The organism is Erwinia psychrophila, assembly GCF_039023475.1.
GTDB lineage: Bacteria > Pseudomonadota > Gammaproteobacteria > Enterobacterales > Enterobacteriaceae > Erwinia.
The window spans coordinates 55069-68571 of sequence record NZ_JBCHVB010000006.1; the positions used below are offsets into that span (position 1 = coordinate 55069).

The window sequence follows — 13503 nt, forward strand, 5'->3', positions numbered from 1 at the left end:
GGTTACGCCTCCCCTTCTTTTGCAGCGAAGTGATGTTCCTGCGCGACATAGCGCATGAAGTAGCGCAGCCCGGCGGCGAAAGCGATGAGATAAACCACCAAAATAGCCGTGCCGGAGGCGATAACCCAGGCGGCAGGCAGCGCGGAAACGCTCTCTTCCGTGCGCAATAATCCCCAGACGGTCCAGGGCTGACGGCCCGTTTCGGTCACAACCCAACCGGCAAGCATGGCGATAAAGCCCGCAGGCGACATTACTATCAGCAGCTTCAGCAACATCTCTGAGCTGTAGAGTTTTTTACGCAGCCGCATAATGAGCGCGGCTCCGCTGGTAGCCAGCATCAGCAGGCCCAGCCCGACCATAACCCTGAAAGCGTAGAAAACCGGCAGCACTTCGGGGATTTCATCTTTGGGAAACTCGCTGAGCGGCTTAATCTGTCCATGAAGGTTATGCTTCAGATAGAGCGAACCAACCTGCGGGATCGCCAGCTCGGCATAGTTACGTTGCGCCGCCTGATCGGGGATCGCAAAAAGCCGCAGCGGCTCCCCCTCGCCCGCTGGCGGCCTGTGCCAGCTCCCCTCCATCGCGGCCAGTTTTTGTGGCTGATATTGAAGCGTATTCTCACCATGCAGATCGCCGACAGCGATTTGCAGCGGCATCAGGATAATTGCCATCCACATAGAGAGAGAAACCATCAGCCTGGCCTCCGCCGGCTGCCTGTTTTTACGCAGGCGCCATGCGCCGACCCCCGCCACAATAAAGACGGTAGCCAACAGCGCGGCGAGCACCATATGAGTCAGTCGCCATGGAAATGACGGCGAGCTTAAAATGGTCAGCCAGCTGTCAGGATGGAAATTACCGGCCTCATCGCGGAAAAATCCCACGGGCGTTTGCATCCAGGAATTGGCCGCCAGGATCCAGAAGGCGCTGATCAGTCCACCGACCGCCACCAGACAGGTCACCGCAAAATGTTTTTTAGGGCCGATGCGATCCATGCCAAAGATCATCACGCCCGCCAGCGCTGCTTCCATAAAGAACGCGACCAGCACTTCATAGAGCATCAGCGGGCCCAGAATGCCCCCCGCCTTCCGGGCAAAAGGCCCCCAGTTCGTGCCAAACTGAAACTCCATTACCACCCCGCTGACGGCCCCCACCGCAATGGTCAGTGAAAACACTTTCAGCCAGAAGCGATAAACATCCAGGTAACGCCGGTCTTTGCGGATAAGCCACGCACCTTCCAGAAAAGCGAGGAAGGTGGAGAGCCCCAGCGCAAAGGCGGCGAGCACGATATGCAGGCCGATGGTCACGGCAAACTGCCAGCGTGACAGCAGCAGCGTCAACTCTGCATCAGGCATGGCTTTCTTTACCGCTGTAGCGTGAAATGGGTTTATCGGGGCTTTTCTCCATTGAGGTGCTGAAGGCGCGCAGCCCCGATAACAGTGGCGAAATACCCTGCCAGAACTCATCGTCCCTCAGCAGGCGAATAATGCCGGTAATGCCTGGCGCCTTCTGTTTCTGTTCATCCTGCGTCGCCTGGCTTAGCGCATTGACGCCATCGGTTAACGCCATCAGCAGCTGATTAAAACGCTCAGGAGGGACGCGTGACAGCGCCATTAATAGCAGCGAAATATTCTGGATCGCAGACTGCGATCCGGGCCGGTTGAGCCCGCTGACCAGTACCTTCGCAATATCGGTATTGGCGCAAACCAGATCGTTTGCCAGCCTGATAAAGCCGTGCTTATGGAGATTCTCCAGCAGGGTGTTTAACGCCTCGCCTGCATTGGGTTCGGTACGGGTGGGCGGCACCTCGTAATTCATACGTTCAGCCATCAAAATTTCTCCGGATGGTCGGTGTGTTCAGGCGGCAGGGTATAACCTTCCTGCTGCCATTTTTCCTCGACGGGAAGATGCATGAGGGGCGTACGGCTGCCGTTGCGGAAATTGTGCGGCGGCAGCGGACTGCGCTTCAGCGATCGACCAAGCTTCTTCATGGAAATGGCGATCTCTTTGTAAGCGGGCGTGTTCACATCGGGATCGTGATGATCGCCGGTCAACCCGTTAACGCCGGGCTTGCCGTGATGGATAGGGATGAACAGCACGTTGCCCTGCGCTCTTTCCGTAACCAGCACGGGCACCTCCAGCGTCCCTCTGCGTGACGTCAGCGCAACCCAGTCCCCCTCATGGAGATCGCGCTCTGCGGCCAGATCCGGACCTATCTCCACAAACCAGTCGGGCGACAGTGACAGCAGTCTTCCGCCCCGGCCGCTCTGATTAGTGGACTGGAAATGTTCAAGCATCCGGCCATTATTCAGCAGCAGATCGAATTCCGCATCCGCTTCCTCTTCCGGAGCCTGCCAGCGCAGCGGATGGAGCTTCGCTTTACCGTCCGGGAACTTGAACCTGTCGGTGTAAAGCAGCGGCGTGTCGCTGCCATCCGCGTTAACGGGCCACTGCTGCGACTGCCAGCCGCTAAGTCGATCATAGCTGACGCCCGCAAAAATGGCGGAAATACCCGCTGCTTCGGCCATGATCTGACTGGGATGCGTGTAGTACCAGGGATGGCCCAGACGGGCAGCGAGATCGGTGAGGATGGCCCAGTCGGGCCGGCTTTCTCCCAGCGGCGGCATCACCTCGTAAAAGCGCTGAATCCGGCGTTCTGTATTGACGAACGATCCCTCTTTTTCCACGCTGGGGCAGCCTGGCAGCACCACGTCGGCAAATTCGGCGGTCCGGCTCATAAAAATATCCTGCACCACCATAAAGTCCAGACCGGTAAAGGCCTCGTGTACTTTAGTGGAGTCCGCATCGGAAAACGCCGTTTCCTCGCCGATAACAAACATCGCCTTCAGCTTACCGGACCAGGCGTCCTGCACCATTTTGAAATTGTCCGCGCCGGCCTGGTCAGAGAGCGCCTGCGCATCCACGCCCCAGGCCTTTGCCCACTTCTCCCGCATGGCCGGATCGGTGACTTTTTCATAGCCGGGATAGACGTTGCTCAGACAGCCGAAGTCGCTGGCGCCCTGGACGTTATTATGCCCGCGCATCGGATAGCCGCCGGTGCCGGGACGCCCGTAGTTTCCGGTCACCAGCAGCAGGTTAGAGAGGGCGGTGCTGGTATCAGCGCCATGGCTGTGCTGGGTGATCCCCATTGCCCAGAGAAGGCAGACGCTGGGCGAGCGACCTATCATTTCGCCCGCCTCAGCCAGTTCCTCCACGCTGAGGCCGGTAAGCTCACTGGCATATTCCAGGGTAAAAGGCGCCAGTGATTCACGATACGCCTCAAGCTGGTTTACCTTTTCCGCCAGAAAAGCCTCATCGGCATAGCCATGATCGAACATATAGCGGGACATTGCCGAAGCCCAGACGAGGTCGCTTCCGGGCTTAATGCGCAGATAGCGATCGGCCCGCTCCGCCATTTCATGACGCCGGGGATCGACGACCAGCAGCTTTTGCCCCTGATATTTATGGGCGTGTTTGATGCGCGATGCGATAACCGGATGGTTTTCGGAAATATTACTGCCAACGATGACAATCAGCGCGGCTTTCTGCAAATCTTCAATACTGCCTGCGTCTCCGCCGTAGCCGACGGTGCGGAAAAGACCTTCCGTGGCCGGATTCTGGCAATAGCGGGAGGAGTTATCGACGTTGTTGGTGCCAAAAATCAGCCGGGCAATTTTCTGCGTCAGGTAGGCTTCTTCATTGCTGGCCTTGCTGGAGCCGATAAACCCGATGCTGTCCCCCCCGTGCTGTTCGCTGATGCCGCGTAAGCGCGTGGCGACAAGATCGAGCGCTTCATCCCAGCTGGCCGGGCGGAAGCGTCCATTCTCACGGATCAACGGCGTGGTCAGACGCTGCGGGCTGTTGACAAAATCCCAGCCGAACTTGCCCTTCACGCAGGTTGAAATACCGTTGGCGGGCGCGTCGGCGACGGGCTGAACCTTCAGAATATGGCGATCGCGCGTCCACATTTCAAAACTGCATCCCACGCCGCAGTAGGTACATACCGTTTTTGTTTTTTTGATTTCATGCTGGCGCATCGCCATATCCATCACCGAAATTCCGGTAATGGGCTCTGCCCCTATGCTGTTTTCCAGCGTTTTAACAAAATCGATCAGCGGCCTTTTCAGATCGGCCGGCATCGCGGTCAGTGGCCCGGCGTCGGGCTGCATGGTTTTTTCCAGCAGCGCATTGCAGGGGCAGACAGTGACGCAGTGTCCACAGCTGACGCAGCTGGATCCCGCTATCTGTTCACCGCCGTCCCAGAGCACTCGGGGATGATCGCTACGATAGTCGATAGAAAGCGTTTCGTTAACCTCCACGCTCTGACAGGCCTCCACGCAGCGGCCACACAGAATGCACTGGTCAGGATCGTAGGTATAAAAAGGGTTACTGTGATCTTTCTCTGTCGGTTTACGCTCGTAGGGATAGTACTGAATAGGGATATGCATATCGGCTACGGTGTTATGAAGCGTACAGTCGCCGCTGTTATGTTCACACACCGTGCAGTAAAGCTCATGGCGATTGAGTACGCGATCCATCCCTTCCTGCTGCGCGGCCTTCGCGGCCGTGCCCTCGCTGGATATCTCCATGCCCTCTTCCGCCTTAAGCGTACATCCGCGTACCAGTTCACCATCAACCTTCACCCAGCAAACGTCACAGGTTTGCAGCGGTGGAAGCGATGGATGGTAGCAAACGTGCGGCAGGATTTTTCCCTGCGCGGTCAGAAAATCAATCAGCGGTTGACCGGCGCTGCCCGTCAGGGATTCGCCGTTAAAAAGCAGCGTGCATTTCTCTCTGGTCATTACGTTCTCTCTGCCACGACATTGCAAAAAAGCGTCCAGGCTGAAGGTTCCGTCCCTGTTATTTTTGTAAAGTTACGTCTTTCAGCCTGGACGCTGTTTGTTGGGTTGTCACGAAAGTGCAAGGCAGAAACGCGTAACGAAACGTGTAAGGCAGCCAGCCTTTTCTATACTGCTGAGAGCAAAACCTCTTACGCACTGTTTTAAATTTATCTGGTAACCAGGAGAACTCATGAAAGCACTTGTCTGGCACGCCGTTGGGGATATCCGCCTTGATGACGTCGCTGAACCGACAATCCAGACACCCGGCGATGCCGTTATCCGCCTGACTTCCTCAGCAATTTGCGGCACCGATCTGCATTTCGTCCGGGGCACCTTCAGCAAGATGAAAGCCGGCACTATCCTCGGTCACGAAGGCGTGGGCATTATCGAAGCGCTGGGCGATGACGTACGAAACTTTTCAGTTGGCGATCGCGTGGTGGTCTGCTCAACGGTGTCATGTGGCTATTGTCCACCCTGCCGGTCCGGCAATACGGCACAGTGTGACAACGCGAACCCCAACGGGCCTGAGGCGGGAACCTGCTTTTTTGGCGGGCCGGCGGCAACCGGTCCGGTTAACGGCCTGCAGGCCGAAAAAGCACGCATCCCTTTTGCCGCCAATACGCTGGTGAAAATCCCGGATAACGTCAGCGATGAGCAGGCGCTGATGATCAGCGATATCTTTCCGACCGCCTGGTTCGGCGCTGAGGCAGGCGAAGTCACAAAAGGGGATGTGGTGGTGGTGTTCGGCTGCGGACCTGTCGGCCAGTTCACCATCGCCAGCGCATTTCTGAAAGGGGCCGCGCGGGTTATCGCCGTGGACTGCCATGAAGACAGGCTTGCCATGGCCCGTCAGCAGGGCGCTTTTACCGTTAATTTTGAGAAAGAAGATCCGGTAGAAACCCTCAGCCGTCTGACTGGCGGTATTGGCGCAGACTGCGCCATCGATGCCGTAGGCGTGGACAGCCAGCATGCGCATAGCGGTCCCGCCGCTGAGGAAGCAGAGCAGAAGGCGGAAAAATTCCAGCGGGAAGTGGCGGAAGTGGCTCCCGAAACGCATCCGCAGTCCGGAAACTGGGTGCCGGGGGATGCGCCGTCTCAGGCGCTTGAATGGGCGATTGCATCGCTGAAAAAGGCGGGCAGGCTAAGTATCATCGGCGTTTACCCACCGGAGGCAGAAACCTTCCCAATAGGTAAGGCGATGAATAAAAATCTGACCATGAAAATGGGTAACTGCAATCATCACACGATTATTCCCGGTTTACTCGAACTGGTACGAACCGGGGCCATCGATCCGGTAAAGGTTCTGACGAAGGTCGAACCAATAAGCGATGTGATTGCTGCCTATCAGGCTTTTGATAAACGCGAGCCTGGCTGGATTAAAACCGAGCTTGAGCCGCAGCGCTGACTTTCTTTTTCAGGTGCCTCAGCTTATGAGGCGCCTGCTTTCGCATAGGGTCAGCAGGAAATGCGCATCACCATCAGATTATTTTCCACGCCTGATATCACCAGATCCAGATCGGCGTCGTCGGCAAGCAGGAAGATCCCCTCAAAGCCTTTATTCAGTTTTATCTCCAGCGGCGCTGACATATTTCCGTAAAGGTCAAACGAGGAGCGCAAAGCGGTATTACGCAGCCAGACGGTGGGGATAGAAGCATTAGTTGCCGACAGTAACGCCCACTCCTGGTCCGTTACCAGCACATCACGCCAGCCAAGCATTTTCATCGCTTCAAAGAAATGGGTAAACCGGCTAAGATCGCTGAGCGTGTCCTGATCTTCGGTGCCGGTATGCCAGAGATATTCTGCCTTCGCGCGCAGCCCGGCCCGAAAGCCCAGCCGCCGTCCTTCGTCAATAAACCAGTTAAGTTCGCCGGCAACGGATTTTGGCAGCAGCTTTTTTTTCAGCGCGGTTTCCAGCCAGCGCATAATAAACATATGCTGCTGAAGAGGAGATTTTTTCCCGTTCTGCTCATATAAAGACAAAGCGACCAGCAGCGACCAGGAGAAATTGAGGATATCAGGGTTAATACGGTTTCGCTTCATGTAAACAGGACTCTGTAAGCCGCGCCGGGAAACGCCCCGCGATGTAAAGGGATGTCCGGCTGAACCACTCGCCAATTGAACCCGCCAGGGCGCGCCCGTTATTAATAATAACGAGATTTTTAATTGCGATATTGATAATGCAATAGCATAACCCAACCGAAACTTATTCAAATAAAAATATCAGTGCGACATTATTATTAAGAAGAATCCCATTAGACCATGGTCTACAAAAATGAAAAAGGAAGGAAAAAACGGTTTTATTATTAAATAATTAGGGCTGTCACCTTCTTATTCATATAACAAATCAAAACCCGTACAGATATTAACTTTTCGCTTTAATTTTTAGCAGAATTACCTTATTCACGCTTCACTTCCGTCAGTAAAAATCAGGAACGATCTGGTAAGGAAAGGCCCACGACAAGGGAGGAATTAGGTTATCGGGTCGCGTGAATGGGAAGCTACATAGCCATAGAGGCGCAGAGCAAGAAGAACTAGCAATTCCTGACTTCAGCCAGGGTGTTCGTCGCCCAGGCTTATCTCTCCCGGTGTGTTGGTTCGCTGAAAAACCGGGAGAGAAAGCCGCAGCGCCCAGAGGGCGCCGTTAATAAGGCTTATCGCCGCCAGATGATTTTACTGATGGTCCAGCTTTTCAGGGTATCGTCCGGTGGAATAAGGCCTTCGGGACCGTGCCATTCACCGCTAAACAGGTAGCTGATATGCTGACTGCCGGGCGCTTTACACTCCAGGCCTTCGCTATCGCTGCCGGTGCCTTTCCGGCAGGCGCCATACGCTTTACTGTAAAGCTCGCTGAAGGCTGTACCGATCTTGTTGCCATCGGCCTCAACCTGGTCATCCATAACGTCAATGCGGCTGACGGTCGCGTCGCCGGTGATTTCCATTTTGACCTGACCGTCATTCATGGCCTGGAAAAAGCTCACGACCTCACCGTTTTGGCCACGCATGCCTTTACGCAGGCGATATTCCCCTTTCAGGCCGTTGCTGACGGCTTCCAGGTTCATTGCCGTGCTGCCATTAACGTCCCCTACGCCGCTTTCCGTTACCGTCAGGCTGGCGTCAAACCAGCGCAGCGGAGAAAGGCTTGACCAGGAGTAGGTCAGCGGATTCCACCAGGTAACCCCGCTGTCGGGTTCCGGGGCGGAGCCTGAACTTGCGCAGCCGGTCAGCAGTAACGCAGCGGCGATCAGCGCCGGACGAACAGTTTTCATTGCAACTCCTGTCAAAATAACCAAAGACGATCAATCCGGTTGGAGTACCAGAATGCTGAAAAGTTTTACCCGTCGTTCAGTTCCGGATTAAAACAGTCCCGCAGATGCGCATTCAGGCCGAGATATAACAACGCCAGCAGGTCGAAACCGGTAAAAATAATGACGAGCGGAGAAACGTCTGCCGTCGCGCTCCAGAGAGTGACGCCCTGCAAAATTAAGGTTGCTGTCAGCGACAGGCAGAGCACCTGCCGCCAGGCCCGCCAGAGCCGGGGGAAGCGCTGCCGGTAGCCGGTCAGCAGCAGTCCCAGGGCGGCTGGTATGCCCAGCCCCAGACCAAGCCAGAAAGCGTGGGCGTCAGGATAGAACAGCGCAAGCAGGGCGCTCCCCTGCTGTCGGGATGCGCCCGCCGCCACAAACAGCACCCAGGTTCGTGCCTGAAGGAGCAAAACGGCCCAGAAGCCCGGCGGGAGCTTCAGCTGACCTTTGCTATCGTAATCGTCAGGGGAGTAAGTCAGGTTCATTGTACCGGCTTTGGGCAAAAAGCGGCGGACGGCCATTCCCCGTTCTTCATATCAATATTCGCGATCTTCAATCAGGCGTTTGCCCAGCAGCATACTGTCCTGAATTTCGTAGTCCAGCTTCTCATAGAAGCCCAGAACAGCATCATTATCTTCACGCAGCATGATGTTAATTTTTGGGCAGCCCCGGGCGATAAGCTTTTTCTCCAGCCGGTTAATCAGCGCATTGGCGAAGCCGCGGCCCTGATAATCGGGATGGATGCCGAGATAATAGGCCGAACCGCGATGCCCGTCGTAGCCGCCCATCAGCGTGCCGACAATTTCGCCGCCTACCACCGCCACCAGAAAAAGATCGGGGTCGTGACTGAGCTTGCGCTCAATGTCGAGTTCGGGATCGTTCCACGGGCGCAGCAGATCGCAGCGCTCCCACAGGGTAATAACTTCTTCTAAATCGTCCTGGCTGAAGACGCGAATTTCCACGGCGTTGTCCCGGATGTTAACCACAATTTGCTGATTATTACGCTTTCTTTCGCCGGTGCAACCCTCAGAGCGGTTTAAAGGCAAAAAAAGTCGTGAAATCTTATTAGTCTGCTGAAATAAAAAGTAAAACGCTGAAATAGTTACCTGCTCGCCGCTGGCGTATTGTTACGATATAACAAAAGGGAACTTACTCCCTCAGGATGTTGTAATGAAAAATTTTGGTTCCATGACGCCGCTTATCGCCCGTCGCCGTCTGCTGCTCTCCGGCGTGGGGCTGGCGCTGATGGCTACCGCGCCTGCCAGAGCCAAACCGGAACAGGCTGAACTGAAGGTTAAACACTCCCGCAGGAAAGCGCCTTCAGCGAACGGCAAAAAAATAGTGATGATCGACCCCGGCCACGGGGGAATAGATCCAGGCGCGGTCGGTGAAAAGGGGTCGGAAGAGAAACATGTGGTACTGGAGATCGCCAATCATATCCGCAAGTTGCTTAGCGCGCATCCCACTATCGAAGCCCGCCTGACGCGGGAGGACGATAATTTTATCCCATTGGGCGAGCGGGTCGAGATTGCTCATCACCACGGTGCCGACCTGTTTATGTCGATTCATGCCGATGGCTTCACCAGCCCTCAGGCTAACGGCGCCTCGGTGTTTGCGCTCTCCAACCGCGGGGCCAGCAGCCGTATGGCGCGCTATCTGTCAAAGCGGGAAAACGCCGCTGACGCTATCGGCGGCGTAAAAGTCGCGCAGAAAGATCGCTACCTCCAGCAGGTGCTGTTCGATCTTGTCCAGACGGACACCATTAACAACAGCCTGACGTTGGGTAAACACATTATTAATCAGATTCGCCCGGTTCATCATCTTCACAGCCAGCACACGGAACAGGCCGCCTTTGCCGTACTGAAATCCCCCTCTATCCCGTCGGTGCTGGTGGAAACCTCGTTTATCACCAACCCGGCAGAAGAGCGTCTGCTGGGCACCTCCGCCTTTCGCCAGAAGATTGCCAGTGCCATTGTGGATGGCATTATCAGTTACTTTGCCGGGTTCGATACGCACAGTCGCCGCCCGGCCCGCTAAAATATGACGTATACTGCGCGCGTCATTTTTTTCAGTCAGGTTGAGTTATGAACGCACCCCACATCGCCCAGGTTAAGCAATATCTGCTGGATTTACAGGATCGCATTTGCCAGCAGCTGGCTCAGGCTGACGGCGGCAGCGCATTTGAAGAGGATAGCTGGACGCGCGAAGGCGGCGGCGGCGGGCGCAGCAGGGTGCTGCGTAAGGGAAACCTTTTCGAACAGGCCGGCGTAAACTTTTCTCACGTGCATGGCGACAAAATGCCGGCGTCAGCCACAGCCCACCGTCCGGAGCTGGCAGGACGCAGCTTTGAAGCGCTCGGCGTCTCTCTGGTGATCCATCCTGAAAATCCCTACGTGCCAACCAGCCACGCCAATGTCCGCTTTTTTATTGCTGAAAAGCCAGGGGCAGAGCCGGTCTGGTGGTTCGGCGGCGGCTTCGATATGACGCCCTATTACGGTTTCGAAGAAGATGCGGTTCACTGGCACCAGACTGCTTTCAACCTCTGTCAGCCCTTCGGTGAAGAGGTTTATCCCACCTATAAAAAGTGGTGCGACGATTACTTTTTTATCCGCCACCGCAACGAGCAGCGCGGCATTGGCGGGCTCTTTTTTGACGATCTTAATACGCCCGATTTTCCTACCAGCTTCCGCTTTATGCAGGCCGTTGGCGACGGTTTCCTTGATGCCTATCTGCCGATCGTCGAACGCCGAAAAGCGCTGCCGTGGGGAGAGCGTGAGCGGGAATTCCAGCTTTATCGCCGGGGGCGCTATGTGGAGTTCAATCTGGTATGGGATCGCGGCACGCTGTTCGGGCTGCAAACCGGCGGGCGTACCGAATCGATTCTGATGTCAATGCCGCCGCTGGTGCGCTGGGAATATGATTATCAGCCGCAGCCGGGAACGCCGGAAGCCGCACTCTACAGCGACTTCCTGCCGGTGAAAGCCTGGATTTAAGCCGCAGGGCCGGAGAGGCATTCCGGCCCCGTTCCGGCCTACAGCGGCGCCGTCTGGGCCTCAACGACCGCCAGCGCCACCATATTCACGATGCGCCTGACCGAGGCGATGGGGGTGAGCACGTGAACCGGTTTGGCGATACCCATCAGTACAGGGCCTACGGTTACGCCTTCTGAACAGGAAACGCGCAGCAGATTGTAGCTGATCCTCGCGGCCTCGACGTTCGGCATAATCAGCACGTTGGCCGACCCTTTCAGCGGGCTGTCAGGCATCAAATCCTGGCGGATACTCTCGTCCAGCGCGGCATCGCCGTGCATTTCGCCATCAATTTCCAGCTCCGGCGCGCGCGCTTTCACCCGCGCCAGCACGTCACGCATTTTACTGGCCGCCGGAGCGTCAGAGCTGCCGAAGCTGGAGTGGGACAGCAGCGCTACTTTAGGCTCAATGCCGAAGCGGCGAACGGTTTCCGCTGCCATGATCGTCAGTTCGGCCAGCGCCTCCGGGGAGGGATCTTCATTAACATAGGTATCCGCAATGAAGGTGTTGCCGCTCGGCAGCAGCAGTGCATTCATCGCCCCGGCAACCGTCGCACCTTTACGGAAGCCAAACACTTTTTCCACCACCTCAAAGTGCTCTTTATAATCCCCGACGGTGCCGCAGATAAGCGCGTCCGCTTCGCCCCGCTGCACCATGATTGCGCCGATCAGCGTTGGGTTGCCAATCACCGCCCGCTGCGCCTGCGCCGGAGTGACGCCACGTCGCTTCATAATCTGATAATAGTCCCCCCAGTAGGCTTTGAAACGCGGATCGGACTCGTTATTGACGACCTCAAAATCGCGGCCGGCTTCAATTTTCAGCCCCAGCTTTTTCAGCCGCATCTCAATAACGCCGGGGCGGCCTATCAGCACCGGCTTCGCCAGACCCAGGCTGACCAGTTCCTGAGTGGCGTGCAGCACTCTCGCCTCTTCCCCTTCCGCCAGCACCACGCGCTTCGGCTCTTTACGCGCCTGGGAAAAGATCGGTTTCATAAAGAGATTGGTTTTATAGACGAACTCGCTGAGCTTTTCGCGATAGGCCGCAAGATCCTCAATCGGGCGCGTCGCCACGCCGGAGTCCATGGCCGCTTTCGCCACGGCGGGCGCAATCTGCACAATCAGCCGTGGGTCAAAGGGTTTCGGGATCAGGTAGTCAGGCCCGAAGGCAAGCTCCTCATCGCCATACGCCGTTGCCACCACGTCGTTCTGCTCTGCCAGCGCCAGCTCGGCAATCGCGCGAACGGCAGCCAGCTTCATCTCCTCATTGATCGCCGTGGCCCCCACGTCAAGCGCCCCGCGAAAGATGAACGGAAAGCAGAGGACATTATTGACCTGATTAGGATAGTCAGAGCGACCGGTGCAGATAATGGCATCCGGACGCACCTCCTTCGCCAGCGGAGGCAGGATTTCAGGTTCCGGATTCGCCAGCGCGAGGATAAGCGGATCGCGGGCCATCTTTTTGACCATGGCAGGCGTCATCGCTTTTGGTCCGGAGCAGCCCAGGAAAATATCGGCGTCAGCAATAACCTCATCCAGCGTGCGCTTCCCGCTGTCTTTGATGGCATAGGCCGCTTTGGTCACGGCCATATTTTCTTCACGGCCCTGATAAATCACTCCTTTAGAATCGCAGACGGTAATGTTATGCCGCTGCATGCCTGACGCCACCAGCAGATTCATACAGGCAATAGCCGAAGCACCCGCGCCGGAAACCACCAGGCGAACTTCCGCGATATTTTTGCTGACCACCCGCAGGCCATTCAGCACGGCAGCGGTACAGATAATCGCGGTGCCGTGCTGATCGTCATGAAATACCGGAATGTTCATGCGCTCGCGCAGCGCCTTTTCAATATAGAAACATTCCGGGGCTTTAATATCTTCCAGGTTGATGCCGCCAAAAGTGGGCTCCAGCGCGGCGATAATATCGATAAGCTTGTCCGGGTCCATCTCATTCACTTCGATATCAAAGACGTCGATACCGGCAAATTTTTTAAACAGAACGCCTTTCCCCTCCATGACCGGCTTGCCCGCCAGCGCGCCAATATTGCCCAGCCCCAGCACCGCCGTTCCGTTGGAGATTACCGCAACCAGATTCCCCCGGGCGGTATATTTATGCGCAGCAAGGGGATCGGCAGCAATCTCAAGACAAGGTGCCGCCACGCCGGGCGAATAGGCCAGCGCCAGATCGCGCTGCGTCGCCAGAGGTTTGGTGGGAGAGACCTGAATTTTGCCAGGAACGGGGTACTGATGAAAATCGAGCGCACTCTGCTTAAGCTGTTCGTCCATTATCAGGATCCTTTCGTTTTTTTCAGGAGAGGAAAACAAGGCAGTATAGAAG

The 13503-nt window shown here is 56.2% G+C and carries 11 protein-coding genes; 3 read left to right on the plus strand and 8 right to left on the minus strand.

The annotated features are described in order from the left end of the window. Nucleotides 1-2: 2 nt before the first annotated feature. Genes AAH446_RS14780 through fdhF form a run of 3 tightly spaced genes read right to left on the minus strand, consistent with a single transcriptional unit; the run spans nt 3 to nt 4799 of the window. The gene (locus tag AAH446_RS14780; protein ID WP_342907445.1) at nt 3-1352 is read right to left on the minus strand and encodes a cytochrome ubiquinol oxidase subunit I; all 1350 of its coding nucleotides are present in this window, start codon (nt 1350-1352) and stop codon (nt 3-5) included. Next, nucleotides 1345-1827, minus strand: a complete 483-nt coding sequence (locus tag AAH446_RS14785; protein WP_342907446.1) for a DUF1641 domain-containing protein — start codon at nt 1825-1827, stop codon at nt 1345-1347. The genes AAH446_RS14780 and AAH446_RS14785 overlap by 8 nt, the downstream gene beginning before the upstream one ends. Further along, on the minus strand, nt 1827-4799 hold the full coding sequence (fdhF, locus tag AAH446_RS14790; RefSeq protein ID WP_342907447.1) for a formate dehydrogenase subunit alpha: 2973 nt from the start codon (nt 4797-4799) through the stop codon (nt 1827-1829). The genes AAH446_RS14785 and fdhF overlap by 1 nt, the downstream gene beginning before the upstream one ends. A gap of 229 nt (nt 4800-5028) precedes the next feature. Between fdhF and AAH446_RS14795 the strand changes: the two genes are divergently transcribed. Continuing rightward, complete coding sequence (locus AAH446_RS14795) at nt 5029-6243, plus strand: zinc-dependent alcohol dehydrogenase (protein ID WP_342907448.1); 1215 nt, start codon at nt 5029-5031, stop codon at nt 6241-6243. 50 nt (nt 6244-6293) lie between these two features. On the opposite strand, the gene AAH446_RS14800 is transcribed toward AAH446_RS14795, so the two are convergent. The 4 genes from AAH446_RS14800 to AAH446_RS14815 form a co-directional block, all read right to left on the minus strand. Continuing rightward, the gene (locus tag AAH446_RS14800) at nt 6294-6878 is read right to left on the minus strand and encodes a DUF2913 family protein (RefSeq protein WP_342907449.1); all 585 of its coding nucleotides are present in this window, start codon (nt 6876-6878) and stop codon (nt 6294-6296) included. Nucleotides 6879-7489: 611 nt separating this feature from the next. Next, complete coding sequence (locus tag AAH446_RS14805) at nt 7490-8104, minus strand: RpoE-regulated lipoprotein (protein WP_342907450.1); 615 nt, start codon at nt 8102-8104, stop codon at nt 7490-7492. A gap of 65 nt (nt 8105-8169) precedes the next feature. Continuing rightward, nucleotides 8170-8661 (minus strand): DUF2919 domain-containing protein, encoded by a 492-nt coding sequence (locus AAH446_RS14810; RefSeq protein WP_342907451.1) that lies wholly within the window; start codon nt 8659-8661, stop codon nt 8170-8172. 15 nt (nt 8662-8676) lie between these two features. After that, a complete protein-coding gene (locus tag AAH446_RS14815; RefSeq protein WP_342907452.1) occupies nt 8677-9102 on the minus strand; it encodes a GNAT family acetyltransferase in 426 nt (141 codons plus the stop codon). A 208-nt stretch (nt 9103-9310) separates the two neighbouring features. Between AAH446_RS14815 and amiA the strand changes: the two genes are divergently transcribed. Together amiA and hemF are read left to right on the plus strand one after the other, a co-directional pair. After that, on the plus strand, nt 9311-10177 hold the full coding sequence (gene amiA, locus AAH446_RS14820) for an N-acetylmuramoyl-L-alanine amidase AmiA (RefSeq protein WP_342907453.1): 867 nt from the start codon (nt 9311-9313) through the stop codon (nt 10175-10177). 47 nt (nt 10178-10224) lie between these two features. After that, nucleotides 10225-11133: an oxygen-dependent coproporphyrinogen oxidase gene (gene hemF, locus AAH446_RS14825; RefSeq protein ID WP_342907454.1), complete on the plus strand. Its 909-nt coding sequence runs from the start codon at nt 10225-10227 to the stop codon at nt 11131-11133. 38 nt (nt 11134-11171) lie between these two features. Here the strand turns inward: hemF and maeB are convergent, their stop codons facing one another. Beyond that, on the minus strand, nt 11172-13451 hold the full coding sequence (gene maeB / locus AAH446_RS14830) for an NADP-dependent oxaloacetate-decarboxylating malate dehydrogenase (protein ID WP_342907455.1): 2280 nt from the start codon (nt 13449-13451) through the stop codon (nt 11172-11174). Between the last annotated feature and the right edge of the window lie 52 nt (nt 13452-13503).